This is a genomic window from Arthrobacter sp. ISL-69, assembly GCF_018613775.1.
Taxonomy (GTDB): domain Bacteria; phylum Actinomycetota; class Actinomycetes; order Actinomycetales; family Micrococcaceae; genus Arthrobacter.
Genome location: NZ_JAGGPO010000017.1, coordinates 103,818 through 129,555, shown reverse-complemented (window position 1 = coordinate 129,555; position 25,738 = coordinate 103,818). Strand labels below are relative to the sequence as shown.

Annotated in this window: 25 protein-coding genes; 17 read left to right on the top strand and 8 right to left on the bottom strand. The window is 66.2% G+C overall.

From position 1 onward, the window contains the following. Positions 1 to 54 precede the first annotated feature (54 nt). The 4 genes from J7I79_RS11740 to J7I79_RS11725 all read right to left on the bottom strand — a co-directional run bounded on the left by J7I79_RS11740 (position 55) and on the right by J7I79_RS11725 (position 3,647). Complete coding sequence (locus tag J7I79_RS11740; RefSeq protein ID WP_104172529.1) at positions 55 to 447, bottom strand: universal stress protein; 393 nt, start codon at positions 445 to 447, stop codon at positions 55 to 57. A 73-nt stretch (positions 448 to 520) separates the two neighbouring features. After that, complete coding sequence (locus tag J7I79_RS11735; protein WP_214953326.1) at positions 521 to 2,128, bottom strand: tripartite tricarboxylate transporter permease; 1,608 nt, start codon at positions 2,126 to 2,128, stop codon at positions 521 to 523. Continuing rightward, on the bottom strand, positions 2,128 to 2,640 hold the full coding sequence (locus J7I79_RS11730) for a tripartite tricarboxylate transporter TctB family protein (RefSeq protein ID WP_104172527.1): 513 nt from the start codon (positions 2,638 to 2,640) through the stop codon (positions 2,128 to 2,130). The genes J7I79_RS11735 and J7I79_RS11730 overlap by 1 nt, the downstream gene beginning before the upstream one ends. Further along, the gene (locus tag J7I79_RS11725; RefSeq protein ID WP_214953324.1) at positions 2,637 to 3,647 is read right to left on the bottom strand and encodes a tripartite tricarboxylate transporter substrate binding protein; all 1,011 of its coding nucleotides are present in this window, start codon (positions 3,645 to 3,647) and stop codon (positions 2,637 to 2,639) included. The genes J7I79_RS11730 and J7I79_RS11725 overlap by 4 nt, the downstream gene beginning before the upstream one ends. Positions 3,648 to 3,971: 324 nt before the next feature. Here J7I79_RS11725 and J7I79_RS11720 point away from each other — a divergent pair, with 324 nt between their 5' ends. Further along, a complete protein-coding gene (locus J7I79_RS11720; RefSeq protein WP_214953497.1) occupies positions 3,972 to 5,579 on the top strand; it encodes a sensor histidine kinase in 1,608 nt (535 codons plus the stop codon). Then, positions 5,576 to 6,259: a response regulator gene (locus tag J7I79_RS11715; protein WP_214953322.1), complete on the top strand. Its 684-nt coding sequence runs from the start codon at positions 5,576 to 5,578 to the stop codon at positions 6,257 to 6,259. Before J7I79_RS11720 ends, J7I79_RS11715 begins: the two co-directional genes overlap by 4 nt. 2 nt (positions 6,260 to 6,261) lie before the next feature. Here the strand turns inward: J7I79_RS11715 and J7I79_RS11710 are convergent, their stop codons facing one another. Then, a complete protein-coding gene (locus tag J7I79_RS11710; protein WP_214953495.1) occupies positions 6,262 to 7,752 on the bottom strand; it encodes a lipase maturation factor family protein in 1,491 nt (496 codons plus the stop codon). A 60-nt stretch (positions 7,753 to 7,812) separates the two neighbouring features. Here J7I79_RS11710 and J7I79_RS11705 point away from each other — a divergent pair, with 60 nt between their 5' ends. From J7I79_RS11705 to J7I79_RS11650, 12 genes are all read left to right on the top strand, one after another. Next, positions 7,813 to 8,556 carry a sulfite exporter TauE/SafE family protein gene (locus tag J7I79_RS11705; protein ID WP_214953320.1) on the top strand — a complete coding sequence of 248 codons (744 nt, stop codon included), beginning with the start codon at positions 7,813 to 7,815 and terminating at the stop codon, positions 8,554 to 8,556. 46 nt (positions 8,557 to 8,602) lie between these two features. Then, positions 8,603 to 9,787, top strand: coding sequence for a 1-deoxy-D-xylulose-5-phosphate reductoisomerase (dxr, locus tag J7I79_RS11700; protein ID WP_214953318.1), 1,185 nt, complete (start codon positions 8,603 to 8,605; stop codon positions 9,785 to 9,787). Between the two features lie 18 nt (positions 9,788 to 9,805). After that, positions 9,806 to 11,137 (top strand): RIP metalloprotease, encoded by a 1,332-nt coding sequence (locus J7I79_RS11695; protein ID WP_214953316.1) that lies wholly within the window; start codon positions 9,806 to 9,808, stop codon positions 11,135 to 11,137. Between the two features lie 105 nt (positions 11,138 to 11,242). Further along, positions 11,243 to 11,917: a MarR family transcriptional regulator gene (locus J7I79_RS11690; protein WP_214953314.1), complete on the top strand. Its 675-nt coding sequence runs from the start codon at positions 11,243 to 11,245 to the stop codon at positions 11,915 to 11,917. Next, entirely contained in the window at positions 11,914 to 12,495 is a 582-nt protein-coding gene (locus J7I79_RS11685; RefSeq protein WP_214953312.1) for a hypothetical protein, read from the top strand. The genes J7I79_RS11690 and J7I79_RS11685 overlap by 4 nt, the downstream gene beginning before the upstream one ends. A 42-nt stretch (positions 12,496 to 12,537) precedes the next feature. Next, entirely contained in the window at positions 12,538 to 12,831 is a 294-nt protein-coding gene (locus tag J7I79_RS11680; protein ID WP_104172518.1) for a YciI family protein, read from the top strand. Positions 12,832 to 12,880: 49 nt separating this feature from the next. After that, positions 12,881 to 14,047, top strand: a complete 1,167-nt coding sequence (gene ispG / locus J7I79_RS11675; protein WP_104172517.1) for a flavodoxin-dependent (E)-4-hydroxy-3-methylbut-2-enyl-diphosphate synthase — start codon at positions 12,881 to 12,883, stop codon at positions 14,045 to 14,047. Continuing rightward, complete coding sequence (locus J7I79_RS11670) at positions 14,010 to 14,897, top strand: GNAT family N-acetyltransferase (protein WP_214953493.1); 888 nt, start codon at positions 14,010 to 14,012, stop codon at positions 14,895 to 14,897. Before ispG ends, J7I79_RS11670 begins: the two co-directional genes overlap by 38 nt. Before the next feature lie 41 nt (positions 14,898 to 14,938). Further along, positions 14,939 to 15,691 carry a hypothetical protein gene (locus J7I79_RS11665; protein ID WP_214953310.1) on the top strand — a complete coding sequence of 251 codons (753 nt, stop codon included), beginning with the start codon at positions 14,939 to 14,941 and terminating at the stop codon, positions 15,689 to 15,691. Positions 15,692 to 16,132: 441 nt separating this feature from the next. Beyond that, positions 16,133 to 17,944, top strand: coding sequence for a proline--tRNA ligase (locus J7I79_RS11660; RefSeq protein WP_214953308.1), 1,812 nt, complete (start codon positions 16,133 to 16,135; stop codon positions 17,942 to 17,944). Between the two features lie 18 nt (positions 17,945 to 17,962). Beyond that, positions 17,963 to 18,757, top strand: coding sequence for a TSUP family transporter (locus J7I79_RS11655; RefSeq protein ID WP_214953306.1), 795 nt, complete (start codon positions 17,963 to 17,965; stop codon positions 18,755 to 18,757). 87 nt (positions 18,758 to 18,844) lie between these two features. Next, a complete protein-coding gene (locus J7I79_RS11650; RefSeq protein WP_214953304.1) occupies positions 18,845 to 20,257 on the top strand; it encodes a pyridoxal-dependent decarboxylase in 1,413 nt (470 codons plus the stop codon). Here J7I79_RS11650 and J7I79_RS11645 read toward each other — a convergent pair. The 3 genes from J7I79_RS11645 to J7I79_RS11635 form a co-directional block, all read right to left on the bottom strand. Further along, the gene (locus J7I79_RS11645) at positions 20,254 to 21,342 is read right to left on the bottom strand and encodes an aminoglycoside phosphotransferase family protein (protein WP_214953302.1); all 1,089 of its coding nucleotides are present in this window, start codon (positions 21,340 to 21,342) and stop codon (positions 20,254 to 20,256) included. The genes J7I79_RS11650 and J7I79_RS11645 overlap by 4 nt on opposite strands. A gap of 41 nt (positions 21,343 to 21,383) precedes the next feature. Next, positions 21,384 to 22,112, bottom strand: coding sequence for a VIT1/CCC1 transporter family protein (locus J7I79_RS11640; RefSeq protein ID WP_214953300.1), 729 nt, complete (start codon positions 22,110 to 22,112; stop codon positions 21,384 to 21,386). 81 nt (positions 22,113 to 22,193) lie between these two features. After that, positions 22,194 to 23,276 (bottom strand): ferritin-like domain-containing protein, encoded by a 1,083-nt coding sequence (locus J7I79_RS11635; RefSeq protein ID WP_214953297.1) that lies wholly within the window; start codon positions 23,274 to 23,276, stop codon positions 22,194 to 22,196. A 171-nt stretch (positions 23,277 to 23,447) separates the two neighbouring features. On the opposite strand from J7I79_RS11635, the gene rimP reads away from it, so the two are divergent. From rimP to J7I79_RS11620, 3 genes are all read left to right on the top strand, one after another. Next, complete coding sequence (gene rimP / locus J7I79_RS11630) at positions 23,448 to 24,065, top strand: ribosome maturation factor RimP (RefSeq protein ID WP_214953295.1); 618 nt, start codon at positions 23,448 to 23,450, stop codon at positions 24,063 to 24,065. Beyond that, positions 24,065 to 25,045, top strand: coding sequence for a transcription termination factor NusA (gene nusA / locus J7I79_RS11625; RefSeq protein WP_214953293.1), 981 nt, complete (start codon positions 24,065 to 24,067; stop codon positions 25,043 to 25,045). Before rimP ends, nusA begins: the two co-directional genes overlap by 1 nt. 88 nt (positions 25,046 to 25,133) lie before the next feature. Beyond that, the gene (locus J7I79_RS11620; RefSeq protein ID WP_311380567.1) at positions 25,134 to 25,601 is read left to right on the top strand and encodes a YlxR family protein; all 468 of its coding nucleotides are present in this window, start codon (positions 25,134 to 25,136) and stop codon (positions 25,599 to 25,601) included. Positions 25,602 to 25,738 lie beyond the last annotated feature (137 nt).

The following is a 25,738-nucleotide window of genomic DNA, read 5'->3' as shown; positions in this document are numbered from 1 at the left end:
AGCAGAGGCCGGGAGTCGTAAGACGCCCGGCCTCTGCTTATTCAGCTGTATCGCTTAGCCCGCCTTTACCGCCAGCACCGGGCAGTCCGCTTCCAGGAGTATCCGCTGGGAGGTGCTGCCCATGATCAGCTTGCCGACGGGGGTGCGCCGCCGCAGCCCGATCACAATCAGGTCGGCCTGGTGTGCCTCCGCCGCCTCCAGGACCTCAATGGCGGCGTCGTGGCCGCGAACCGGCTGGAGGATGATGTGCTCGATGCCTTCCTTGCCGAGACGCTGGTCGATGCCCTCGATTTCGGTTTCCCCGGCATAGCGCTTGTCCACCAGGGCGTCGCCGCGGGAGGAATTGATGACCACCAGCTTGGACTGCGCCTTCCGTGCCTCCTTGATCGCCTGGTCAAAGGCGGCTTCGCCCTCTGGTGTTGGAACGTAGCCCACAACGATGGTCATGGTGTCTCCTTTTCGTCTGTGTTATCTGTACTTCCAGATTGGTGTGTTCCGGTGGTGGGCGGTGCCTGGGGAACTAGCCGTCGCCGTCGCCGTCGCTGGGCTCACCGCCGCTGCGGGAGCTGTGGCTGTGGCTGCCGGTGGCGTCCCTCGGCGCTGACGAGCCGGACTGCACCGGGATGCCTGCTGGCGTGGCGGCCGGGCGGTTCCGGCGGACCAGCTTGAACAGGAGGGGCCACAGCAGGATGAGCGCGATGAGGATGTAGATTCCGACGGCGATCGGCTCGCTCCAGAGGCCAGCGGGGTCGCCCGCGCTGAGCTGCAGCGTCTTCCGAAGCTGGCCTTCGATCCGCGGCCCCAGGATCACGCCAAGGATGAGCGGCAGCACCGGGAGCCCGAAGCGGCGCATCATGAACCCCAGGGCGCCGAGCGCCAGTAGGATGACCAGGTCGAATGCCTGAAGGTTCACCGAGTAGGCGCCCAACGTGGCGAAGAACAGGATCCCTGCGTAGAGGTAGGGCCTGGGCAGCTGCAGGAGCTTGGCCCACAGCGGTGCCAGCGGCAGGTTGATGAGCAGGAGCAGGAAATTGCCGATGAACAGGCTCGCGATCAGGGCCCACACCAGCGGCCCCTGGCTCGCGAACAGCTGCGGCCCCGGCTGGATGCCGTAGGAAGTGAACGCTGCCAGCATCACGGCGGCAGTGGCGTTGGTGGGCAGGCCCAGGGCAAGCAGGGGTGTCATGGTTCCGGCGGCGGCAGCGTTGTTCGCTGCTTCGGGCCCGGCCACACCCTCGATGGCGCCGTGGCCGAACTCCTCGGGGTGCTTGCTGAGGCGCTTCTCGGTCACATAGGAGAGGAACGTGGGGATCTCGGCCCCGCCGGCCGGAAGCGCGCCGAAGGGGAAACCGAACGCCGTTCCGCGGAGCCAGGGCTTCCAGGACCGTTTCCAGTCCTTCTTGCCCATCCACGGACGGCCTACCGGTATGACCTGCAGCGGGTTGCGGCGCAGGTGCGCGGCAACCCACAGTGCCTCGCCCACGGCGAAGATGGCCACTGCAACCACCACGATGTCCAGGCCGTCAGCCAGCAGGGGCTGGCCGAACGTGAGCCGGCGCTGGCCCGTCACGGAGTCGATGCCCACCAGGCCGATTGCAAGCCCCAGGCCCAGGGAGGCAAAGCCTCTCAGCCTGGATGATCCAAGGACGGCGGTCACCGCCAGGAGTGCAAGCACCATAATGGCAAAGTAGCTCGGCGAGCCAAGGCTGACGGCAAACTTCACCACGATCGGCGCGCAGACTGCGAGCAGGGCGGTGCCGATGGTGCCGGCCACGAACGAGCCGATGGCCGCTGTCGCCAGGGCCTGCGCGGCCCTTCCGGCTTTCGCCATCTTGTTGCCTTCAATGGCTGTGACCACCGAGGAGGATTCGCCTGGCGTATTAAGCAGGATGGAGGTGGTGGAGCCGCCGTACATGCCGCCGTAGTAGATGCCGGCGAACATAATGAATGCGCTGGTGGGTTCCAAGGCGTAGGTGACCGGGAGCAGCAAGGCAACGGTCATGGCCGGACCCAGGCCCGGGAGTACACCGACGGCGGTGCCAAGAAGCACTCCGATGACGGCGTAGAGGAAATTCATGGGGGTCAGGGCGGTAGCGAAGCCATCCATCAGGGAGGAGAAGACATCCATCAGAGAACCCCTTCCAGGAGGCCGGCGGGCAGCGGAATACCGAGGCCCAGGTAAAAGCCGTAAAAGGTCAGCACGGAGAGGGCCAAGGCAATGATGCCGTCACGGATGTAGTGCCGGCTTCCCAAGGCCCACGCGCTGCCCCAGAACAGGACAGTTCCCGAGATCACCCATCCCGCCCAGTCGATGAGCAGGATGTTGGCGACGAAGGCTCCCACCAGGGGCAAGACGGTCTTCCAGTCGGCGGGGTGCGTGAGGTCCACGTCCTCCCCGCCTTCGGCTTCGCCCTGCCCGCCGCGCAGCACGTTGACTGCCAACATGATCGCGCAGACGATCAGCAAACCGGCCACGAGGTACGGCAGGGTCTTTGGTCCCACCGGATCCGACTGGGAGTACGGGGTTACCAGGGCAATGGCGTCCACGAGGACCAGGACGCCCGCCGCTCCGAGCAGGAGGGCTACCCCCAGCTCGGAGCGGCCTTTGAGCCGCGAAGCCAAAGTTGGTGAAGAGCTCACGTCAGGCCAAGCTTCGTGAGTACGTCCGCCACCCGCTTGTCCTGCTCGGTCAGGAACGCCTTGAACTCATCGCCCGTGAGGAACGCATCGGACCAGCTGTGCGTTTTGAGGGCTTCCTTCCAGGCCTCGGTGCCGTGCATCTTTTCGAGGGCCGCAATGAGCTTGGCCTTGTCGGCGTCGCTGATTCCCGGAGGGGCCACCATGCCGCGCCAGTTGGTGAACACCAGGTCGATGCCGGACTCCTTCAGGGTGGGGGCATCCACGCCGTCCAGCCGTTCCTCGCCGCTGGTTGCCAGTACGCGGACCTCGCCGGATTGAATCTGCTGCAGGTACTCGCCGGCGCCGGAGGCTGCGAAGCCCACCTTGTTGCCCAGAATGGCCGGGAGGAGGTCTCCGCCGCCGTCGTAGGAGACGAAGTTCACCTTGGTGGCGTCGATTCCCACGGCTCCGGCGAGCTGCATGGGCAGCAGGTGGTCGGGGCCGCCCGGGGAGGAGCCTCCGCCCACGCTGATGGAGCCGGGGTTGGCCTTCCAAGCGGTGACCAGGTCATTGATGGTCTTGTAGGGCGAATCCTTGTTGACCATGATGGCGCCGGGCTCTTCAATGAGCTTGGCCAGCGGCGTGGTGTCCGTCAGCTTGGATTCGGACTTGTTGGTGTAGCTCGCACCCACCACGCCCAGCCCCATGAGCATGGCGAGGTCGCCGTTGCCCTTTTCGTTGACGATGCGGGCCAGGCCCACGGTTCCGCCTGCGCCGGCGAGGTTGAACACTTCGGTGTTGGTGGCGACCTTCTCGTCGTCGAGAACCTTGGCCGCGACGCGGGCAGTTGTGTCGTAGCCGCCGCCGGGGGTGTTGGGGACCATGATCTGGAGGCCGGTCAGCGGGCCGGCAGGGGCGCCGGAGGTGGCACCGCCGGTGGAGCTCTTTCCCGTGGCACCGCAGCCGGTGGCCATCAGGGCGATGCCGGCGGCGACGGCGGCAATTCGCAATGCGCGGATCTGGCGCATGGTGTTCCTCTTCTCAGTAAAGTTCTCGGTAAAGCAGGTCAGCAAAACTGACTGGTGATTTGATGCTAGGCCCGAAAGTGACGGGCATCACTCTTGTGTACGCAGAGAAAGTTAAGTTCATTTCGTTCACGTTTCCGGTTCTCAACCGTCGCGGAGCCTGCTGTGGAAACCCGGCCGGGTACCGGCATTCCGGGGTGGGGTATAGTTCAGCGCATCGCGGCGGATCGGGAGCCCCGCGGACGCACTCCGGCCTCTGTTTTCACGAAGCCGGCTGAACCGGCACTCAGAAAATAGGAAAGACGGCACGTGACTCGACGAAGAGGAATGTCCCTCGCCGGGCAATACCTGGTCCTGCAGTTGTTGATTGTCCTGGCCGTCCTTGTGGCCGTCGTCGCCATCTCCCTGGCACAGTCCGCTGCGGCCTTTGAACGAATCGAAGGCCGCCGCGCCCTGTCGGCCGCGGAAGCGCTGGGCAACAACCCCACCGTCCGTGCACTGCTGCCTTCTGCCGAGCCGCGCGGAGGCTCTGCCCTGCCGGCGGTCGCGGAGTCGGTCCGTACCGTCTCCGGATCCGCGCAAGTGGCCCTTGCCAGATTGGACCGCACGGTAGTGGCCTCTTCGGACCCCGGAATGCTGGGCCGTCCGCTGGAGCTGGGCGAGAGCCACGTGATGGAGGGGCGGGCGTGGACCGGCGTGGTGGACGGCAATGCCGCCCCGGTACTGTCCGCCCACGTCCCGGTCCTCGACGACGCCGGAAAAATGATCGGCATCGCCTCCATCAGCCGGGACTACCCGTCCACCTGGGAGCGGCTGGGTGACGCCGTACCCAACCTGCTCACATATCTGGGAGTGGCCAGCGTGCTGGGCGTGGCAGGCTCGCTGCTGCTGTCCCGCCGCGTCAAGCGGCAGACCCTGGGCATGGAACCCAGCGAAATCACCGGGCTGGTGGAGAACCGCGAGGCCATGCTGCATGGGCTGAAGGAGGGGGTGGTGGCTCTCGACCCGCACGAACGCATCACCGTGGCCAATGACAGTGCCCGCGAACTGCTGGGCCTGCCGGCGGACTGCGTAGGCAAGGTCCTGGCGGTCCTTCCGGTGGACCCTGCGCTGAAGGACGTCCTGACCCGGGAGCAGCCAGGTCCGGACCAGCTGGTGCTGGTGGGCGAGCGCCTGCTGGTGCTGAACCGCGTGCCCATCCGTTCCCGCGGCCGCGACATCGGCTCCGTCACCACCTTGCGCGACCGGACCGAACTCTCGTCATTGGAGCGCGAACTGGGCGCCACCCGGACCGCCACCGATACCCTGCGCGCGCAGGCCCATGAGTTCGCCAACCAGCTGCACGTCATTTCCGGCCTGATCCAGATCGGCGAGTACGATTCCGTGGTGCAGTTCGTTAATGGCGCCACCCTGGACCGGACCAGGCTCAACGATGAGGTGACCAGCCGTATCCAGGACCCGGCGCTGGCTGCCCTGCTGATCGCCAAGTCCAGCCTCGCCACAGAGCGGGGAGTCACCCTCCAGCTTGACCCGGAGTCTGCGCTGGAGCGGGTTGACGACGAGCTCGCCCGGGACCTGACCACGGTGGTGGGTAACCTCGTGGACAACGCCCTCGACGCCGTCACGGGGGCCGCGGAGGCGTCTGTCCGGGTCCTTGTCGAGGACAGTCCCGAGGAAGTGGTGGTTACCGTCCGGGACACCGGCCCGGGCATCGATGCTGCGGCTACCGAAGAAATCTTCCGGCAGGGCTTCACCACCAAAAAGCCGGGGCCCGCGGGCGGCAGGGGCTTTGGCCTGGCGCTCTCGCGTGTCGTGTGCCGGCGCGGCGGCGGAGAGCTTGCCGTGGCAAACGACGGCGGTGCGGTCTTCACCGCGCGATTGAAAAGGGCGCCGCTGAAACGGATGCCGGCCAAAGGAAGGGTGGCCAAGCCATGATCAATGTCCTGATCGTTGACGACGACTTCATGGTGGCCAAAGTCCATGCCGGCTTTATCCAGCGCACGCCGGGGTTTGCCGTCGTCGGGGTTGCCCATACCGGGGCCCAGGCCATGGCCGAAACCGCCCGCCTGCAGCCTGACCTGGTCCTGCTGGACATCCACCTGCCCGATATCAACGGGCTGGACCTCATGACCAAGCTGCGGGAGGCGGCACCGGAACTGGACGTGCTGGTGATCAGTGCCGCCCGCGAGGTGGAGACAGTCCGCCGTGCGCTGCGTGGCGGGATTGTGCACTACCTGATCAAGCCGTTTTCGCAGACGGACCTGCAGGAACGCCTGGAGCACTACCGCAGCGCGTACCAGGGCCTGGACCTCGCCAAGGACGTCGCTGAGCAATCGGACGTCAACCGGGTCTTCGGGCTGGAAACTGCCGAGCGCGAGCGCAGCGAACCCCGCCTCCCCAAGGGCTGTAGCGCGGAAACCCTCCGGCTGGTGGTCGACGTGCTCCAAACTGCCGACACTGACCTGGCGGCCGCCGAAGTCGCCGACCTGCTGGGCCTGTCCCGGGTCAGTGCGCGCCGGTACCTCGAATACCTTCACGACGAGTCGAGGGTGGAGGTGCGGCTCAAGTACGGTGCAGGCCGTCCCGAGCGCCGCTACGCCCTGAAACCTGTGTGACATCAGTGCCGTCGGTGCCCCGGGGGGAGGGACAGCGGCGGGATGGCTTCATACAGCAGGGTCCGGATCCAGCGCTGGCCTGTTTCGCGGTACTCCGCACGGCTCGCGAAGCGGTAGAGGTAGCTGTGCACACGCACCCACCGGGGGCGGGCGCCGTCGAACGGGTCCTGGCGCAGGAGCCGGAGCACCGGCTCGTCAGCTTCCAGCAGCTTGGCCAGGAAGGCGTAGAACCACTCCTCGTGCACGGTGCGGAGGGGCAGGAACCACATAAGCCAGTCCAGCCGGAGGTGATACGGGGCCCACTGGCGCGGCAGCCGGCGGACGTCCCCGGGCTTGCCGCGGAAACCGTACTCCCGCCAGTCGGAATCGTCGTCGGGCTCGGCGTCGAGGGTCCCTTCCACCACGATCTCGATCCGCATTTTGGTCACGGTGCCGAAGGCCCCGTACGTGTTGCCCAGCTGCCAGCGGTTGAAGCTGGCGTTCATGAGCTGCCGGTGCTGGAGGAGGTTCCGGACGGGCCAGTAGCTGAGGACCAGCAGGAGCAGCGTCACGGCGAGCACGACGGCGAGCCACCACACGGGGGCCTGCGCACCACCTGCTCCCGCACCGGCGCCCGCGCCGGAACCGGATGCGTGCCAGTCCAACGGGATAACGGGCAGCACCGCGTGGGCCACCGGATCACTGACGGCTGCGAAGGCCAGCAGGATGGCCATCCAGTTGAGCCAGGCAAAGTTCCCGCTCGCCACGAGCCACAGCTGGGTAAAGATGACGATGCCCGCGGCGATGCTGGCCAGCGGCTGCGGGGCGAAGAGGAAGAACGGGACCACCAGCTGCGCGAAATGGTTGCCCAGGACCTCCATCCGGTGCAGGGGCTTGGGGAGCAGGTGCGCCTGGCGGCTTAACGGTCCGGGCATCGGCTGGGTCTCGTGGTGGTAGTACAGGGCGGTCAGGTCGCGCCATTCGCTGCCTCCGCGGATCTTGATCATCCCGGCACCGAACTCAAGCCTGAACAGCAGCCACGCCAGCAGGATCAGGATGGTCCGTGGCGGGGGAGTCTGGTCCGAACCCAGGAACGCCACGATGAACCCGGCTTCAAGCAACAGCATTTCCCAGCCGAACCCGTAGAACGTCTGGCCCACGTTCACGATCGACATGTACAGCAGCCACAGGGACAGGAACGCGATCATTGGCAGCCATGGCGGCCCGAGCTGGGGGAGCCCCGCTACGATCGCGGCCGCGATGGCCATGCCGCTCCCGCAGACCCACCGCAACAGGCGGTCGGAGTAGCGCCAGAGGAACAGGCTGGGCCGCCGGCGCCGCCTGAAGCTGTCCACGTAGTCGGGGACCGGGAGCAGGCCGCGCTCGCCGAGCAGCGCGGGGAACTGGTTGAGGCAGGAGAGGAACGCCACGAAGAAGATCGTGGCAATGCCGCGCTGCAGCACCTGCCGGGCGAACTCATACTCCGGCGCGTCGAACCATGCGGTCCACTCCACGTTGTTCACGTTACGCCTGCAGTCCACGGCGTCAATGCGCCGCAGCACTAGGATCGAACCATGTTTGCGCTGGTGCTCATCGCTGTTGTCGCCGGGGCGATGGCCCAGCGTATTGCAGGCCTCGGCTTCGGCCTCCTCGTATCGCCGGTCCTGGTGGTGCTGCTTGGCCCCTTTGACGGGGTGATGATCATCAACCTCTGCGGCGCGGCGTCGTCGCTGCTGATCCTGTCCCGGGTGTGGCGGCACGTCAACTGGCGGCGCTACGCCGGCCTGGCCGCCTCCGCGGTGGTGGGCGTGGCCCCGGGTGCCTGGCTCGCCAGCAACGTCCCCGAGGCGCCGCTGGAAATCTGCATCGGTGTGCTGCTCATCATCGCCCTGCTCGCTTCCCAGCGGCTGACCCGGAGTTCCTGGCGCGCCAGCGGGCCGGTGCCCATGATGTCCCTGGGGTTTTCCAGCGGCCTGATGAACGCCGCGGCCGGCGTGGGCGGACCGGCGATCACTGCCTATGCCATTGCCACGCGCTGGGACCAGAAGAGCTTCGGCGCTACCCTGCAGCCCTATTTCGTCACCACGGGCCTGTCCTCGCTGCTGACCAAGTACTTCGTTTCCGGCGGGCATGTTCCCGCCCTCCAAGGCTGGCAATGGCTGGGGGTCCTGGTCGCCATGGTGCTCGGAATCGTCGCAGGCGACCTGCTGTCGGGGCGGGTGCGGCCGGCGGCCGTCCGCCGGATTGTGGTGGTGATCGCCTACACGGGAGCCGTATCCACGATTACCAAGGGCGTGGTGGAGCTGGCCTTCGGGTAGGCCGCGCAGGCGCCGGGAGGCCAGTCACGTGCGGGATACTTAACGGATGCAGCCACGCAGAATCGTTCTTCTCGGATCCACCGGTTCCATCGGCACCCAGGCGATAGACGTCGTCGACGGCGCCCCGCACCTTTTCGAGGTGGTGGCGCTGAGTGCCGGCGGCGGCAACCTTGGCCTCCTTGCCCGGCAGGCCGTGCACACGAAGGCGAAGGCCTTGGGCACCGCCAGTGGCGATGCGTCCGCCCTGCAGGAACTGATCGACGACGCCGCCCGTGCGGCCGGCGTCACCGGCTACCGCCCCGAGATCATCACCGGCCCGGATGCCTCCACCAGGATTGCGGAGATCGACGCGGACGTGGTGCTCAACGGCATCACCGGCTCCATCGGGCTGGCACCCACGCTGGCGGCCTTGAAGTCAGGCGCCACCCTGGCACTGGCCAACAAGGAATCCCTGATCGTCGGCGGTGCCCTGGTCAAGGCTGCCGCGCGCGAAGGCCAGATCGTCCCGGTGGATTCCGAGCACTCGGCCATCGCACAATGCCTGCGTTCCGGCACCGCTGCCGAGGTGGACCGGCTCATCCTGACGGCCTCCGGCGGGCCCTTCCGCGGCAGGACACGCGAAGAACTGCACAACGTCTCGCCGCAGGATGCCTTGGCGCACCCCACCTGGGACATGGGCCTGATGGTCACCACCAACTCCGCCAGCCTGGTGAACAAAGGCCTTGAAGTGATCGAGGCGCACCTGCTGTTCGACATCCCGCTGGATCGCATCGACGTCGTTGTCCACCCGCAGTCCGTGGTCCATTCCATGGTTCAGTTCGTGGACGGCTCCATCATTGCCCAGGCCTCGCCGCCGGACATGCGCTTGCCCATCGCCCTCGGGCTGGGATGGCCGGACCGTGTCCCGAAGGCGGCTACGCCGTGCGATTGGACCCAGGCAAGCAGCTGGACCTTCGAACCGCTCGACGCCGAGGCGTTCCCCGCCGTCGCGCTCGCCAAGGACGCTGCCAAGCAGGGAAGCACCTATCCCGCCGTTTTCAATGCTGCCAACGAAGAGGCCGTGATGGCCTTCCACTCCGGCCGGATCCGGTTCACGGACATTGTGGATACTATCGAAGCGGTGCTCAGCGAACACCCAGGATCTTCCGGGCTGACAGTTGAGTCCGTGCTGGATGCTGAAACGTGGGCACGAGCGCGCACCCACGAACGTTTAGCAGTGAGCAGTCTCTAGGAAGCAGCAGATCTAAGCATGAGTCCCGTCATTCTCTTCATCCTCGGTGTCGTCTTTGTGGCGATCGGCATCGCAATCTCCATCGCGCTGCATGAAGTGGGCCACCTGGTTCCGGCCAAACTGTTCAAGGTGCGGGTCACCAAGTACATGATCGGCTTCGGCCCCACACTGTGGTCCAAGCGCAAGGGGGAGACCGAGTACGGGGTCAAGGCCATCCCGCTGGGCGGCTACGTGTCCATGATCGGTATGTACCCGCCGAACAAGGACGACGGCACCGTGCGTCCGTCCAGCACCGGGATGTTCCAGACCCTCGCCACCGAGGCACGTTCCATGGCCCACGAGGAAGTGGGACCCGGCGACGAGAAGCGGGTCTTCTACCGGCTTCCGGTGTGGAAGAAGGTCATCGTGATGCTCGGCGGTCCCGCCATGAACCTGCTGATCGGCGTGGCGCTGACGGCAGTGCTGTTGATGGGATTCGGGATCAGCACACCCACCACCACCATTGCGGACGTCTCCAAATGCCAGGTCAAGGCCGGGGAGACCGTGGATCCGGATTCCGCCGACTGCAAGCCCACTCCCGCGGCTGCGGCACAGCTCAAGCCCAATGACATCATCACGTCCTTCGACGGCAAGGCCGTGACCAAGTGGGACGAACTCACCGGCTGGATCCGTGCCTCCGCCGGCCGGGAAGTCAGCATCACGGTGGAACGGGACGGCTCGCCCGTCACCACTACGGTGACCCCCGCTCTCTCGGCCCGGCCGGTCATCGGCGCGGACGGCCGGCAGGCCACTGATTCCAACGGCACCCTGCAGTACCAGGAAGTCGGCTTCCTGGGGATCGGCGCCCAGACCACCCTGGTCTCCCAGCCGGCGTCGTCCGTTCTCCCCATGGCGGGGGAAAACATCCAGCAGGTGGCCGGCGTCGTCCTGAACCTCCCCGCGCGGGTGGTGGGTGTGGCCAAGGCGGCCTTCAGCGAAGAGCCCCGCGATCCCAACGGACCCATCAGCGTGGTGGGTGTGGGCCGCGTGGCGGGTGAAGTGGCCGCCATGGAAGAGGTCCCGCTGCAGTCCAGGCTCGCTGCGCTGGTGGGGCTGCTGGCTGGCCTGAACTTCGCGCTGGCCGTGTTCAACCTGGTCCCGCTGCTGCCGCTGGACGGCGGCCATGTGGCCGGGGCGCTCTATGAAGGCGTCCGACGGCGGGTGGCCAAGATGTTCGGCCGGCCCGACCCCGGTGCGTTCGACATCGCCAAGCTCCTGCCGGTGACCTACGTGGTGGCCGCGCTGCTGATGGGCATGAGTGCGCTGCTGATCTACGCGGACATCGTCAAGCCGGTAAATCTCTTTGGATAATCAGCTTCCAGCGGCTTAGATTCGAAAATCAGCCTTTTTTGACTGATTTATATTAATCAGCCGAAAATGATTGATATCAGACAATTAGTCGATTATGTTTGCGGTATGTACGTACTCACGATCGACCAGCGGGGCAGCACGGGAGATAGCGACCGGGTGCCCGGCCTGCTGGCTGAGCTGCACCGCATCTCAACCGGCGGCCGCTTCGAACGCTCCGTCGGCGACGAAGTCCAGGGCGTGGTGGAACAGCCGGCGGAAGTAGTCGAAATTGCACTTCACTCCCTCCGGAGCGGCCAGTGGTACGTGGGAATCGGAGCGGGCGCCGTTGACCTCCCCCTGCCTGCGAGCCCGAGGGAAGGATCCGGGCCGGCGTTCGTTGCTGCCAGGCTGGCCGTCGAGAAAGCCAAGTCTGCTGCATCCCATGTGCCGTTGTCCGTGGTTTCCGGCGGTCTCCGCCGCGGTGGCGCACCGCTGCCGGCGGCCGAGCCCGGCATCCGGGCCTGCGCGAACGCCGAGGCGGTCCTCCGTCTCATCGGGCGCCTGGTGCAGGACCGTACGGACGCCCAGTGGAAAGTCGTGGACACCCTTCGGGTGCTGCAACAGGACACGCCCGCCAGGCATGGCACCCAGAAGCTTGCGGCCGCAAAACTTGGAATCACGGAGCAGTCGGTGAGCCGCTCCGTGCTGAGGTCCGGCTGGCAGGAAGAATGGGCGGCGAGGCCGGCCGCCGGGATGCTTCTGGCACTCGCCCATGACGCAGTCCTGGAAGGACAAACGTGAACGCTCTCTGGATTACGCTCGCCCTCCTGACGGCAGGCTTCGTCGGCTGGCCGGTCACGGCCCTGGTGTTCCGGCTGGCGCGGACCATCGACGACAAAGCGGATGCGGCCAGGGCCGCCGAAGACAGGGCTGCCGCCGACCGGGCCGCCGAAGGGTCGGCTGACGATCCCTCCGCCGACGTCACCGTGGACAAAAAAGCAGTGGACAACGTCACATCCGACAAGGACGCGACGGACAAAGTAACGGCGGACCGGGGGACCGTCGACGGAGAGATCACCGTTGCGGCGGACGAAACCCGGGAGGAAACGGGAAAGGCAGCCGGTTCGCCGGCGCACAGCACGCGGATCCTGCGCGGCGGTGCCATCATCGGCGTCCTGGAAAGGCTGGCAGTGTGCCTGGCCATCCTCACCGGCCAGCCCGTGGCCATCGCCTACGTGGTGGCAATCAAGGGCCTGGGGCGCTTCGCCGAACTGAAGGAGACACCCGTTGCAGCGGAGCGGTTCATCATCGGCACGCTGGCCTCCATGCTGTGGGCCGCCGGGGTTGCCGCCAGTGTCAGGGTCCTCTTCCTCAACTGAACCGGATACAAACTCAGGCGGACAGGGCGATAGGGTATCCGTATGACTGTTTTTGCTGTTGAGTACGTATACGCCCCCGAGTCCACCGAAGCGCGGAACGCCGCCCGTCCGGCGCACCGGGAATGGACCGCCCGGCTGGCCAGTGAAGGCGCACTCCTCGCCAGCGGACCCTACGGCGACGGAGCCGGTGCCTTGCTCATCTTCAAGGCTGACGACGAAAACGCACTGAACGGGATCCTCAAGCAGGACCCCTTCGCCGCCGCCAGCGTGATCGCCGGCACGCGCACCACCGAATGGGCCCCCGTGACCGGCCTGCTGGCCGAGCACGCCGCCTAGCCAGCCGGAACCACACACCATCGATACTTCGATCTAAATAGGAGTCCACGTGACCTCGGTCAGCCTGGGAATGCCGTCAGCACCGCCCCCCGTCCTCGCTCCGCGCAGGAAAACCCGTCAGATCAAGGTGGGCTCGGTGGGCGTCGGCTCAGATTCGCCCATCAGCGTGCAGTCGATGACCACCACCCCCACCACGGACATCAACGCCACCCTGCAGCAAATTGCAGAGCTGACGGCGTCAGGCTGTGACATCGTGCGGGTTGCCTGCCCGTCCGCGGACGACGCCGAGGCCCTCCCGATCATCGCGCGGAAATCGCAGATCCCGGTCATCGCTGACATCCACTTCCAGCCCAAGTATGTTTTCGCCGCGATCGAGGCGGGCTGTGCTGCGGTGCGCGTCAACCCTGGCAACATCCGTAAGTTCGATGACCAGGTCAAGGAGATCGCCCGCGCCGCCAAGGACCACGGCACCTCCATCCGGATCGGCGTCAATGCAGGATCCCTGGAGCCCGGCATCCTGAAGAAGTACGGCAAGGCCACCCCGGAAGCCCTGGTTGAGTCAGCGGTCTGGGAAGCCTCGCTGTTCGAGGAGCACGGCTTCCACGACTTCAAAATCTCCGTCAAGCACAACGACCCCGTGATCATGGTCGCCGCCTACGAGATGCTTGCCGAACAGGGCGACTGGCCCCTGCACCTTGGCGTCACCGAGGCCGGACCGGCCTTCCAGGGCACCATAAAGTCCGCCACGGCCTTCGGTGCGCTCCTGTCCAGGGGGATCGGCGACACCATCCGCGTTTCCCTCTCGGCTCCTCCCGTCGAGGAAATCAAGGTTGGCAACCAGATCCTGCAGTCGCTGAACCTGCGTCCCCGCAAGCTTGAAATTGTCTCCTGCCCGTCATGCGGCCGTGCCCAGGTGGACGTCTACACCCTGGCTGAGCAGGTCACGGCAGGACTCGAAGGCATGGAGATTCCGCTGCGTGTAGCCGTCATGGGCTGCGTCGTCAACGGCCCCGGTGAGGCACGTGAAGCCGACCTGGGCGTGGCCTCCGGCAACGGCAAGGGACAGATCTTTGTGAAGGGCCAGGTCATCAAGACTGTCCCCGAGAGCGAAATTGTTGAGACACTGATCGAAGAGGCCATGCGTATCGCTGAAGAGATGGGGGAGGCCGATGGCGAAGATGCTGTCAAGGGTAGCCCCGTGGTTAGCGTCTCGTAAGGAGAATGCAGGACCCGGCGTATCAATCCGGGTCCTGTCCGGGCCGGACACCGCCATGCTGCGGGAGCTGGCCCGGACCGACGTTGTGGCCAACGTCTTCATCCTGTCGCACCTGGCCGCGACGGGAAGCGCCGCGCCCACTTTGGGCGGGGCCAGTATCTTTGGCGTGTTCGACGGCGACGACCTCGTGGGCGCGTGCTGGGCAGGGGCCAACCTTGTTCCCGTGCAGCTGGACCCGGAACTTGCCGGACTCGTGGCCGAGCACGCGCACCGCTCCGGCCGCCGCTTCGCCTCCATCTTCGGCCCTGCGGATACGGTCCTGGCCATTTATGAACAGCTGGAGCAGCTGGGGCAAGCTGCCCACGAGGTCCGGGCGGACCAGCCGCTGATGACCATCACCGAGCCGCCCGCCGTACTGGCAAATACGGACCTGGGTTTCGGCCAGCTCGCCGACTTTGACCGGATCCTGCCTGCCTGCGCGGCCATGTTCGAGGAGGAAGTCGGCTATTCGCCGTTCCTTGGCGGCCGCGAGTTCTACAGCAGGCGCGTCGAGGGACTCATCCGGCAGGGCCATTCCCTGGTCCACCTCAACGCGGACGGCCAGGTCCTGTTCAAGGCCGAGCTGGGCGCCGTCACCGCCGACGTGACGCAGGTCCAGGGGGTTTGGATGAACCCTTCCTTCCGCGGACTCGGGCTCAGTGCCGGCTACATGGCCGCCGTCGTGGAACTGGCGCAGCAGCTCGCGCCCGTCACCAGCCTGTATGTCAACGACTACAACGCGCGCGCAAGGGCCACATACGAGCGTGTGGGCTTCCGCCAGGTGGGCACGTTCGCTACAGTTCTGTTCTAGCTGGCCGGTACCGGCCGGCATTCGAACTTATTGGGGGATAAATGAATACGTCTGTTCTGCGCTATTTCGGGGGATCTGCCCTCCTTGTGCTGGCACTTACAGCCTGTGGCGGACCCGCTAAGCCGGCGGACGCAGGGGGCGGTGCGGCCCCGGAAACCTCCGCCACAGCAACTCCAAGCCCCACGCCGACGGAAGACGCCTTCAAAATGCTGAGTTCCGATGAGCTCGCGGAGATCGCCGGAGGAGTGAAGGACACAGACAGCGTCGCTTTGGCCGTGATGCCCGCGGACAAAGTTTCCCAGGCGCTGGACCAGATGATGTCCCTCATGACCGAGGTCCAGGTCGAACCTGCCGAATGCAATTCCATCGCCACAGGCACGGCGCTGAAGCCGGACAGCAGCACCACCATGGCCGTTGGTGCGTCCACGTCCTCCAATGCCGAACTGACCCAGACGCTCTCTCTCCTCTCCGGCGTGGACAAGCAAAAGCTGGACGGGGCGCTTTCCGCGCGCGGCAAGGAGATTGCAGACTGCGGAAACCTCAGCATGAAGATCGGCGAGATGTCCGTGACAGCAACCACCACGGGGCTTGACAGCGGGGCTGACACCGCCGGCGCCATCGCCATGCAAACGGACGTCACGCTGCCCACTGGTGCCACGCAGAGCACGGTGATGACCTTCGCGGTCAAGGGCGGAGTCCTGATCGCGGCACAGGCGACGGGCACCGGCGTCACCTCGGCCGATCTGGCCCCGATCGAAGAACTTCTGGACCAGGCTGCCGCCCTCATTGACTAGCGGACCGTCTTCCACGGACCCCTGGGGTAACCGCGAGTCAACTGCAGAAAACTGCGTGACGACTCTTGTAATGGTGCCGTGGATCACATAGGTTCTACCTAGCCGCGCCGATGGGGTGTGTGCGGTCTCAGAGGGGAATCACCAATTGGTACTGAGCGTTGTCCTTCCCAGCAGGCACGCTCAGCGCTTCCTCCGGACTTGACGGTCTGACAGGCCGTAAGAGCCACGCCAAAACAGGATGACCAGCCGGCAACGGCCAGGGGCTTCCTCTTAGTTCTGGCGTGGCTCCTCCCCGTTAAGCGGTGCAGCAGGAACGGGCACAGTCGGCGGCAGGCTGCGGGGGACCGGGGCACTCGCCGCGTCACGGTAGATTAGTAACCAGACAGATCTGCCCCAGCCCGTCATCTGAACAGGCACCTCCCAAGAAACGGATTCCTACCCGTGGTCCTTCGACTTTCCAAGCTGTTCCTGCGCACCCTGCGCGAAGATCCCGCCGACGCCGAGGTGGCGAGCCACCGGCTCCTGGTCCGTGCCGGATACATCCGCAGGGCCGCGCCGGGCATCTACACCTGGCTACCGCTGGGCCTGAGCGTCCTGCGCAAAGTGGAGCAGGTCATTCGCGAGGAAATGGCCGCCATCGGCGCCCAGGAGGTTCACTTCCCGGCTCTCCTGCCCAAGGAGCCGTACGAGGCCACCAACCGCTGGACGGAGTACGGCGAGGGCATCTTCCGGCTGAAGGACCGCAAGGGCGGGGACTACCTCCTGGCTCCCACGCACGAGGAAATGTTCACGCTCCTGGTCAAGGACCTGTACTCCTCGTACAAGGACCTTCCGCTGAGCATCTACCAGATCCAGAACAAGTACCGCGATGAGGCGCGGCCCCGCGCGGGCCTGCTGCGCGGCCGCGAGTTCATCATGAAGGACTCCTACTCGTTCGACGTCGACGACGCCGGCCTGGACGCCAGTTACAACGCGCACCGCGCCGCCTACCTGAAGATCTTCGAACGCCTTGGCCTCGAAGTTGTCCCAGTGGCCGCCACAGCCGGTGCCATGGGCGGCTCCAGGAGCGAGGAGTTCCTGCACCCCACCGAGATCGGCGAGGACACGTTCGTGCGCTCGGCCGGCGGCTACGCGGCCAACGTGGAAGCCGTGACCACCGTGGTCCCCGCCGAGATCGACTACACCAACTCTCCGGCCGCGGACATCCGGGACACCCCGAACACTCCCACCATCGAAACGCTCGTGGACGCCGCCAATCAGCTGGTGCCCCGCGGGGAGAACGACGGCGGCGCCTGGACGGCCGCGGACACGCTGAAGAACGTTGTCCTCGCCGTCACCCTGCCCACCGGGGAACGCCAGATCGTCGTCATCGGCGTGCCCGGTGACCGCGGCGTGGACCTGAAGCGTGTTGAGGCCAACATCGGCACGTACCTGCCGGTCGCCGGCGAGATCACCGTGGAGGCCGCAGGCGAGGAAGACCTCGCCCGCAACCCGCTCATAGTCCGGGGATACCTGGGCCCGGGGATGTCGCTTGGCACGCCCCTGCTTGGCCTGGAAGGCGCCGCGAAGCTCCTGTACCTGGTGGACCCCCGCGTCGTCAGCGGCACCGCCTGGGTAACCGGTGCCAACATGGCCGGAAAGCACGTCTTCGGCCTCGTCGCCGGCCGCGACTTCGGCTGGGACGGCGTGATCGAGTGCACCGAGGTACGCGCCGGTGACGAAGCGCCGGACGGTTCCGGTCCGCTGGAGACCAAACGCGGCATCGAGATGGGCCACATCTTCCAGCTCGGCCGCAAGTACGCCGAAGCCCTTGAACTGAAGGTCCTGGACCAGAACGGCAAGCAGGTTGTGGTCACCATGGGTTCCTACGGCGTTGGCGTGACCCGTGCTGTCGCGGCCCTGGCCGAATCCAACCACGATGCCAAGGGCCTGATCTGGCCGCGGGCAGTGGCACCGGCTGATGTCCACGTCGTCGCTGTAGGCAGGGGCGAGGAGATTTTCGCCGCCGCAGAGCAGCTCGCCCTTGAGCTTGAAGCCAATGGACTTGAGGTCATTTACGACGATCGTCCCAAGGTTTCCCCCGGCGTGAAGTTCGGCGACGCCGAGCTTATCGGCGTGCCCACCATCCTCGCCGTTGGCAAGGGGCTCGTGGATGGCGTGGTGGAGATCAAGGACCGCCGCAGCGGCGAGGCGGAGAACGTGGCTGTGGACAAGGCGGTTGACTATGTGGTCAATGCCGTCCGCAGCAAGTAACTCCCCGCAGTCGAAGGAGTGATCTCCGGATTCGAGTCGCTGGAGCCCGCCACGCTGATCCTCATCATCGTGGCGGGCTTCGCCGCAGGATGGATTGACGCCGTGGTGGGCGGCGGAGGGCTCATTCAGCTCCCGGCGCTGCTGCTGGTGCCGGGCATCAGCCCGGTCCAGGCGCTTGCCACCAACAAGATGGGTTCCATCTTCGGGACCACCACCAGCGCTGTGACGTTTTACCGCCGCGTCAGGCCTGACCTGCGCACGGCCATCCCCATGGCGGTCATCGCGCTGGCCGGGAGCTTCGGAGGTGCTGTGCTGGCCGCCACCCTGCCCGCCAGCGTATTCAAGCCGATCATCGTGGCGGCGCTGGTCGCCGTCGCGCTCTTCACGGCCTTCAAACCGAACATCGGCGAGCTGACGGCGCTCCGCCACGACGGCAGGACGCACTATGTGGTGGCCTGCCTCATCGGCGCGGCCATCGGTTTCTACGACGGCCTGATCGGACCCGGCACGGGCTCGTTCCTGATCATCGCCTTGGTGTCCGCGATGGGGTACGCGTTCCTCGAAGCCAGTGCCAAGGCCAAGATCGTGAACATGGCCACCAATGCCGGCGCCCTGATCTTTTTCCTGCCCCACGGCTCACTGCTGTGGGGCGTGGGACTCGTGCTGGGGCTTGCCAACATGGCCGGCGGCTACCTCGGGGCCCGGACCGCGGTGAAGCAGGGCAGCACCTTCATCCGCAACGTCTTCCTCGCCGTCGTGGGCGCACTGATCATCAAGCTGGGCTACGACATCTGGCAGGACACCTTCGCCTAGCCTCCGTCCGATCCGGCAACCCGGCCGGGTCCGGATACCATGCGAAAGACCCTCCCGGACGGGCAGGACCCGGCGTAGCATGCTCCTATGTCAAAAGGGGACGAACCCTTCCGCGACGCCTTGGACGCAGCAGCCGGGCATGCCCGTGAATGGCTGGAAAGCCAGCCGACCCGCCACGTAGGGCCCCGGGCCACAGCCGCGGAGCTGGAAGCCGTCTTCGGCGGCCCAATGCCGGTGAGCGGCCTCCCTGCGGACGAAGTGATCGACTTCCTCGCCAGCAAGGCGGAACCGGGTCTCATGGCCATGCCTTCGGGGCGTTTCTTCGGGTGGGTCATTGGAGGTACGCTGCCCGCCGCACTGGCAGCGGACTGGCTCGTCAGCGCCTGGGACCAGAATTCGTTCCTCCGTGCCGCCACGCCGGCCGCCGCGGTCATCGAGGCGGCAGCCGGGCATTGGTTCCTGGACCTGCTGGGCCTGCCGGAAGCGGCCGACGTCGGCTTCGTCACCGGAGCGACAATGGCCAACTTCGCCGGGTTGTCCGCCGCCCGCTGGCGCGTCCTGGAGCAAGCCGGCTGGGACGTGAACACGGACGGGCTGACCGGCGCTCCGCCCATCCGCTGTTTCGTGGGCCAGGAACGCCATGACTCGATCGATCTCGCACTGCGGTATCTCGGCATGGGACGCCCCATCGTGGTGCCCTCGGACCGGCAGGGCCGGATTGATGCCGCGGAGCTGGACTGCGCCCTGGACCGTGCGCTGGGCGCTGCCGACGGATCGGCCCCGGCGCCGCTGCTGGTCTGTCTACAGGCCGGGAACGTGCATTCCGGAGCTTTCGATCCGTTCCTGCAGGCGGTCACCGTCGCGAAAGCACATGGAGCGTGGGTGCACGTGGATGGTGCCTTCGGACTGTGGGCGGCCGCGGTGCCCGAACTCGCCGCACTGACCGCCGGGCTCCACCTGGCTGACTCGTGGGCTACCGATGCGCACAAGACCCTCAACGTGCCCTACGACTGCGGCATCGTCGCCGTGCGGGACACCGAAGCCCTGCGCGCCGCGATGAGCGTCAACCCCAGCTACATGATCCGCGACTCAGCTGAGGCCGCGGACCCGTTCCAGCTCGTCCCGGAGCTGTCCCGCCGGGCCCGCGGCGTTCCCGTGTGGGCGGTGCTGAAGTCCCTCGGCCGGAACGGAGTGGCCGCACAGGTGCGCAACCTGGTCAGCCGGGCCTCGCAACTGGCGCACCAGCTGTCGGGGCTGGACGGCGTCGAAGTGCTCAACGACGTCGAATACACGCAGGTCTCGCTGGCTTTCGGTGATGACGCCAAAACGCGGGCCGTGACGGCACGGATCATTGCGGACGGGCTGGTGTGGATGTCGGGGTCCCGCTGGAAGGGACGGGATGTGCTGCGGATTTCGGTGAGCAACTGGACCACGGACGACGGCGACGTCCAAGTAGCCGTCGAGGCGGTACGAACGGCCCTGGCCGCGGTCCGCAGCTAGGAAACGGCCAGCCCTACGGCTTCCCCGGGGGCGGGGAGGTCGTGTGCCGCGGGGAGCCATGCGAGGGTGCGTCCCGCGAGCGTGCTTGCCACCCACAAGGACCGTGCGAGGTCGCCGCCATGGTGCGGCCGCGAGGCATACGAGAGGGCATTTTCAACTTCTCGGGCAAGGCTCCACTGCCGGGCCACTTCGGCATCCAGCCCTGCGGCCGTGCTGAAGTCCCGGCATCTGTCCAACAGTCCCTGCCCCGGATCCGTTCGGGGAAGGTCGCGGATGCGGTTCCAGAGGAGCGGGGCCACGGCGAACTCGGCCTCGCCAACCATCGGCTGAGGGTCTATGGCTGCAAAGCCGTTGGAGCGGCCGTTGCCGCCGGCGCCTGCAGTATCTGCGCCGGCGCCGGCAGCGGCTCGTGGCAGCGGCTGGTCCTTGAGCCGGGCCAGGATGTTCAGGTAGTGGAAGTCGGTGTTGACCAGAACGTCGGTCCCGGCACGGCGGCCCACGGCTCCGCGCGTCTGGCAAACCTCCAGGGCGGCCTCCAGCAGCCACCGCGGAAAGGGCCGGCCCAGCTGTTCCCAGTCCGCCGGAAGGTCATCGCTCCACTGTTCGGCGCGCGCCGCCACGTGGTCGAACTCCTTCCACTCCGGGCGGTGGTCCGGCGCCAGGCTCAACTGCCGCGTCAGCCCGCCCCAGACCTCCACTGCCGTTTCCAGCGGAACTTCCTGGAGCGAGCGGCCGGCGTCGAGCCTCTCCAGCAGCATCGAACACGTTCCCGCGTCGGACTCAAGCAGCCGGACCGCCCCGTGGCCGTCCCAGAGCCGCAGGGCGAAACGCTCAACCCGTGCTTCGTCATGGGGGTAGGCAACCTTCAGCGCAGCAGGGACACCTTCCCGCGTTACCGGGACAACCACACCGCCGTGGCCGTTCCACGGCAGCTGGCCGGGCTCGAGGTCGACCTCAAGCCCCCAGCGCTCCAGGCGTCCGCAAATCAACCCGTGCAGGGAAGCAAGCCAGGCACGTCCCGCGCTGCTTCCGCTGTAGCGGCGGCTGAGGTCGGGCGGGATCGGGACTTCTGCAGGGTTGCTCATCAACTCCAGACTAGTTGAGGCAGGGGCTTCCAGTGCGGACGTCAGACGATGCCGGTGGCGCCCAGGAGATTGCCAATGACGAAAGTCGCAGCGAGCGCCAGCGCACCGCCGATCACCACCCGAACGGCTGCCGTTGTCTTGGAGCTGCCGCCGATCCAGGCGCCAACGGATCCCGTCGCGGCCAGTGCCACCAGAACGGCAGCGAACGTCAGCGGGACCCGGATGTTCTCGGGCGGCAGGAGGATGGCCAGCATTGGTAAGACGGCACCCGCGACAAAGGCGATTGCCGAGGCGAAAGCGGCATGCCAGGGGCTGACGATGTCCTCCCGGTCGATGTTGAGTTCAGCCGACAGATGGGCGGACAGGGCGTCATGTGCCGTGAGCTCCCTGGCCACTACCTGGGCGGTGTCCGGGCTCAGCCCCTTGCTTTGATAGATGGCCGCCAGCTCGGCCAGCTCCTCTTCGGGCTCTTCTTCAAGCTCGCGGCGTTCTTTTTCGATCAGTGCCTTCTGGCTGTCGCTCTGGCTGCTGACAGAAACGTATTCACCCAGTGCCATCGAAATTGCGCCGCCCACTACGCCGGCCGCACCTGCGATGAGGATCGGGCCGGTCTGGGTGGTGGCACCGGCCACGCCCACCACAATGGCGGCCACGGAAACGATCCCGTCATTGGCCCCGAGTACACCGGCGCGCAGCCAGTTCAGCCGGTGGGCGACGTCATTGCCATGCGGCTCGTTCTCGTGCAGCGCAGGTGCTCCGGGGGTGTCCATGACTACAGCAAACCACCAGCGCCCGGGGGCGTGCCAGTAATACGGGACTAAGGAAGGCTAGGCATACTTTGCAGCGCCGGCTCAGGGTGTTCCGGGGGACCCTGTACCGGGGGACTCGGGCGCCGGGCTGGCGTCCGGCAGTTCGGGGAGCTGCGCAGTGTCCACCACGATGCCCGGCAAGGGACCGGAGTCGGCGCCCCAGAGCGCCGCGCGGCGTGCAGCGGCCAGTAGGCCTGAAATGGCCCATTGCCGGGTACTGCCGTCGCTCAACGCCACCAGGTCGCCGTAAACCGGCAGGGTTCCTGCTTCGAGGCTGCCCAGGCCGGCCGCGGGCGATTCGAGGAACAGGGGGCCCAGGGTGTAGCCCGCTTCCCGTGCCGGAATGTCCACGCACTGTGCCCGGCTCAGGGCTTCGGCCTCGGCAAGGACCGATTCATGCCGTGCCAGCAGCTGGGCCGCAGAGCCGGCGGCCGTGCCTTCGAGGCGGGCGAGTGCCACCTGGTAGCCATAAACGGTTTCGGCTTCCGTTTTGACTGTCATCGCGAGGGCGGTTGCCGGAGTTGCTGTTCCTTCACCCGCCCCGGAAGGGGTGGGGACCGGCGGGCATGAGCCTGCCGGTGCTGCCGACGACGCGGGTGCCGCTGCCGGTCCTGGAAGGGCAGGCATGTCCGGTGCTGCTGCCCCCACAGCCGTGGCCAGCGAAGACGCCTGAAGTAGCTGGGCGGTACCGACGGCGGCAAGCAGCCGGGCCATCCCGCCGTCGGACTCCTCCGCATCCGAGAGGCGCTGCCCGCCGCTCGCGGACAACGCGGTGATGAGCGCAGCGGGTGAGTCCGGTGGTGCGGCCTGCCCGCTCGAGGGAGCGGAGGTACCGGGCGCGGTGGCTGCAGGGGTGCCGACGGCAGGGCCTGTGGCTGACGGCGAAGGACCCTGATCGGGCCCGGTCAGCGCCTTGGCCTGTGTTGTCAGCAAAGTCACAGCGCGCAGCAGGCCTTGGCGTTCGGCGCCGGAAACAGCGTCGGCAAGTTTGCTGCCGGCGAGGCGCAGCTGCATCGTTTCGGCAAGGGCCGCGGACCGTGCCCGTTCGGAAAAGGGCGGTTCCGGCGCCTGCGGCGGCGGGCCCGGAGTCAGCGCCAGCCCAAGGCTGATGAACAGAACTGTCAATGACGCCAGGATGCCGTACCGGAAATATCGGCCCGGCCGTCGATTTTCCTTGGTGTCGTCTTTCACAACAGACCATGTTGTCATGCCCGGCAGCAAGCGAGTGCACCATGGCGCCCATAAAATCGCTACGCTAGTACACACAACATCATCTAGCGGGAGGCGGCCGGCATCGTGAGTAATGCAGAAGCCACGACTTCATCAGACCGGACCGGGACGGGAAAGGCTGAGGCCGAATCCGTGCACAACCCGGAAGCCGAGCGCGTCCGGGCGCTGATGGAACCCACGGTCCAGGCAAACCGGCTCTACCTGGAGGACGTTGCCATCAACATCCAGGGTTCCCACCGGGTGATCCACGTAGTGGTGGACCTGCCGCAGGAGGAAACCGGCGGAGTAAGCCTTGACGTCATCGCGGAGATCTCCAAGGAGCTCTCCGGAATCCTGGACAGCGACCCCAACTACGACAGCCGCCCCTACGACCTCGAGGTTTCCTCGCCAGGCGTCGGACGGCCCCTGACCGAGCCGCGCCACTGGCACCGTGCCCGCGGACGCATGGTCAAGGTGAACGTCATACAGGGGGAGAACCTGACCGGAAGGGTCCAGTCCATTGACGACGACGGCGTGACCCTGGTTCCGGAGATCGCGGCAAAAAAGGGAATGAAGCCCAAGCAGGGCGAGCCCGAGAAAATTCCTTTCGACAGGATCCGTAATGGAAAAGTCGAGATAGAGTTCAGCCACCTCGACGAGGTCGGTCTGGAAGACGAACACAATGGACCTTCTGAGGAGGCCTGATGGATATTGACATGAGCGCACTGAGACTTCTGGAGCGTGAGCGTGAAATTCCGCTGGACCTCCTGATCCCCACCATTGAGCAGGCGCTGCTGGTGGCCTACCACAAGTCTCCGGGAGCCTTCGAAAAGGCCCGCGCAGAGCTGGACCGCAAGAGCGGCCATGTGACCATCTGGGCAACCGAAATCGACGACGACGGTGCCCCCATCGGCGAGTTCGAGGACACACCGGCCGGCTTCGGCCGCATCGCTGCCAGCACCGCCCGCCAGATCATCCTGCAGCGCCTGCGCGACGTCGAGGACGACAACGTCCTGGGCGAGTTCAAGGGCCGAGAGGGCGAGCTCGTTGCCGGCACCATCCAGCAGGGCAACAACCCGCACATGATCCAGGTCAACCTGGGAACGGTGGAGGCGCTGCTGCCCCCGCCCGAGCAGGTACCCGGCGAGAAGTACATTCACGGCAACAGGCTGCGCGCCTTCGTGATTGACGTTCACCGCGGCACCAAGGGCCCCTCCATCACGCTGTCCCGTTCGCACCCCGGCCTGGTCCGGAAGCTTTTCGAACTGGAAGTTCCGGAGATCGCCGACCGCTCCGTGGAAATCGTGGCGCTGGCCCGTGAGGCCGGACACCGCACCAAGATCGCCGTCAAGGCCAACATCCCCGGCGTCAACGCCAAGGGTGCATGCATCGGTGAAATGGGTTCACGCGTCCGGGCAGTCATGACCGAGCTCAACGACGAAAAGATCGACATCGTCGATTTCAGCGAGGACCCGGCGGCCTTCATCGCCAGCGCATTGTCGCCGTCGAGGGTGAATTCCGTCACCATCACCGATGAGGCAACGCGTTCCGCACGTGTTGTTGTGCCGGACTACCAGCTGTCCCTTGCCATCGGCAAGGAGGGCCAGAACGCCCGCCTGGCTGCCAAGCTCACCGGCTGGCGCATCGACATCGTCTCCGACGCCGCGGTTCCGCGCGAAAACTAAGCCGCTTCGGCGGAGTGCCCCTCGGATTGTCCCGCCCGGTTTCGACCCGTCGTTTCGGGGCCGGGGCACCTGAGGGGCTAGAATAGACATGACCGCGCCTGATGGCCGGTATTCGTGCGCCTTGAGCGTGCCCGCAAATCTGCGTTCGTTACGAATGCGGTTTACGCAGGCGGGCTCGGGGCAGCAGATATGTATGGGCAGGAAGATACTCACCGTGGCACTAGTGCAACACCTTGAGAATCAGCCGCAGCGTACCTGCATCGGATGCCGGAAGAAGGGCGCACGGTCTGAGTTACTCCGGCTCGTCGCCGAAGGCAGCGGTTCCACCGCTGTCATCGTTGACGAACGACGCCGGATGGCTGGCCGGGGTGCATGGCTGCACTCCAGCGAAACGTGCCTGGCGCTGGCAATCAAGCGGCGTGCGTTCGGACGTGCCCTCCCGGGCACAACCGGAACTGCCGCTGTCGAACGCCGGATAACGGCGGGCACGCATGCCGTGGACACTCCGGTGGCTGCAGCAACAACCGTCCAACCTGAAAGCGGGTCAGAAAACTGATGGAAACCCGATGAGTTCCCAGCGATGAGTGCGCAACGATGACAACTTTGTTGCGCTCTGCAATGGGCCTTTCAGCTGCTATCGCGGCGAAGGTCCGCAGTAAGAAGTAGACGGTTCGTGCCTGGCTCGGTGCGGAC

Coding starts and splice junctions, on each gene's coding strand:
- J7I79_RS11665 (WP_214953310.1), top strand. CDS start 14,939: ATGAATACGTCTGTTCTGCGCTATTTCGGGGGATCTGCCCTCCTTGTG.
- nusA (WP_214953293.1), top strand. CDS start 24,065: ATGGATATTGACATGAGCGCACTGAGACTTCTGGAGCGTGAGCGTGAA.
- J7I79_RS11645 (WP_214953302.1), bottom strand. CDS start 21,342: ATGAGCAACCCTGCAGAAGTCCCGATCCCGCCCGACCTCAGCCGCCGC.
- J7I79_RS11620 (WP_311380567.1), top strand. CDS start 25,134: ATGACCGCGCCTGATGGCCGGTATTCGTGCGCCTTGAGCGTGCCCGCA.
- J7I79_RS11720 (WP_214953497.1), top strand. CDS start 3,972: ATGTCCCTCGCCGGGCAATACCTGGTCCTGCAGTTGTTGATTGTCCTG.
- J7I79_RS11640 (WP_214953300.1), bottom strand. CDS start 22,112: ATGGACACCCCCGGAGCACCTGCGCTGCACGAGAACGAGCCGCATGGC.
- J7I79_RS11670 (WP_214953493.1), top strand. CDS start 14,010: ATGCTGTCAAGGGTAGCCCCGTGGTTAGCGTCTCGTAAGGAGAATGCA.
- J7I79_RS11740 (WP_104172529.1), bottom strand. CDS start 447: ATGACCATCGTTGTGGGCTACGTTCCAACACCAGAGGGCGAAGCCGCC.
- J7I79_RS11650 (WP_214953304.1), top strand. CDS start 18,845: ATGTCAAAAGGGGACGAACCCTTCCGCGACGCCTTGGACGCAGCAGCC.
- J7I79_RS11680 (WP_104172518.1), top strand. CDS start 12,538: ATGACTGTTTTTGCTGTTGAGTACGTATACGCCCCCGAGTCCACCGAA.
- dxr (WP_214953318.1), top strand. CDS start 8,603: ATGCAGCCACGCAGAATCGTTCTTCTCGGATCCACCGGTTCCATCGGC.
- J7I79_RS11725 (WP_214953324.1), bottom strand. CDS start 3,647: ATGCGCCAGATCCGCGCATTGCGAATTGCCGCCGTCGCCGCCGGCATC.
- J7I79_RS11695 (WP_214953316.1), top strand. CDS start 9,806: ATGAGTCCCGTCATTCTCTTCATCCTCGGTGTCGTCTTTGTGGCGATC.
- J7I79_RS11705 (WP_214953320.1), top strand. CDS start 7,813: ATGTTTGCGCTGGTGCTCATCGCTGTTGTCGCCGGGGCGATGGCCCAG.
- J7I79_RS11690 (WP_214953314.1), top strand. CDS start 11,243: ATGTACGTACTCACGATCGACCAGCGGGGCAGCACGGGAGATAGCGAC.
- J7I79_RS11735 (WP_214953326.1), bottom strand. CDS start 2,128: ATGGATGTCTTCTCCTCCCTGATGGATGGCTTCGCTACCGCCCTGACC.
- J7I79_RS11715 (WP_214953322.1), top strand. CDS start 5,576: ATGATCAATGTCCTGATCGTTGACGACGACTTCATGGTGGCCAAAGTC.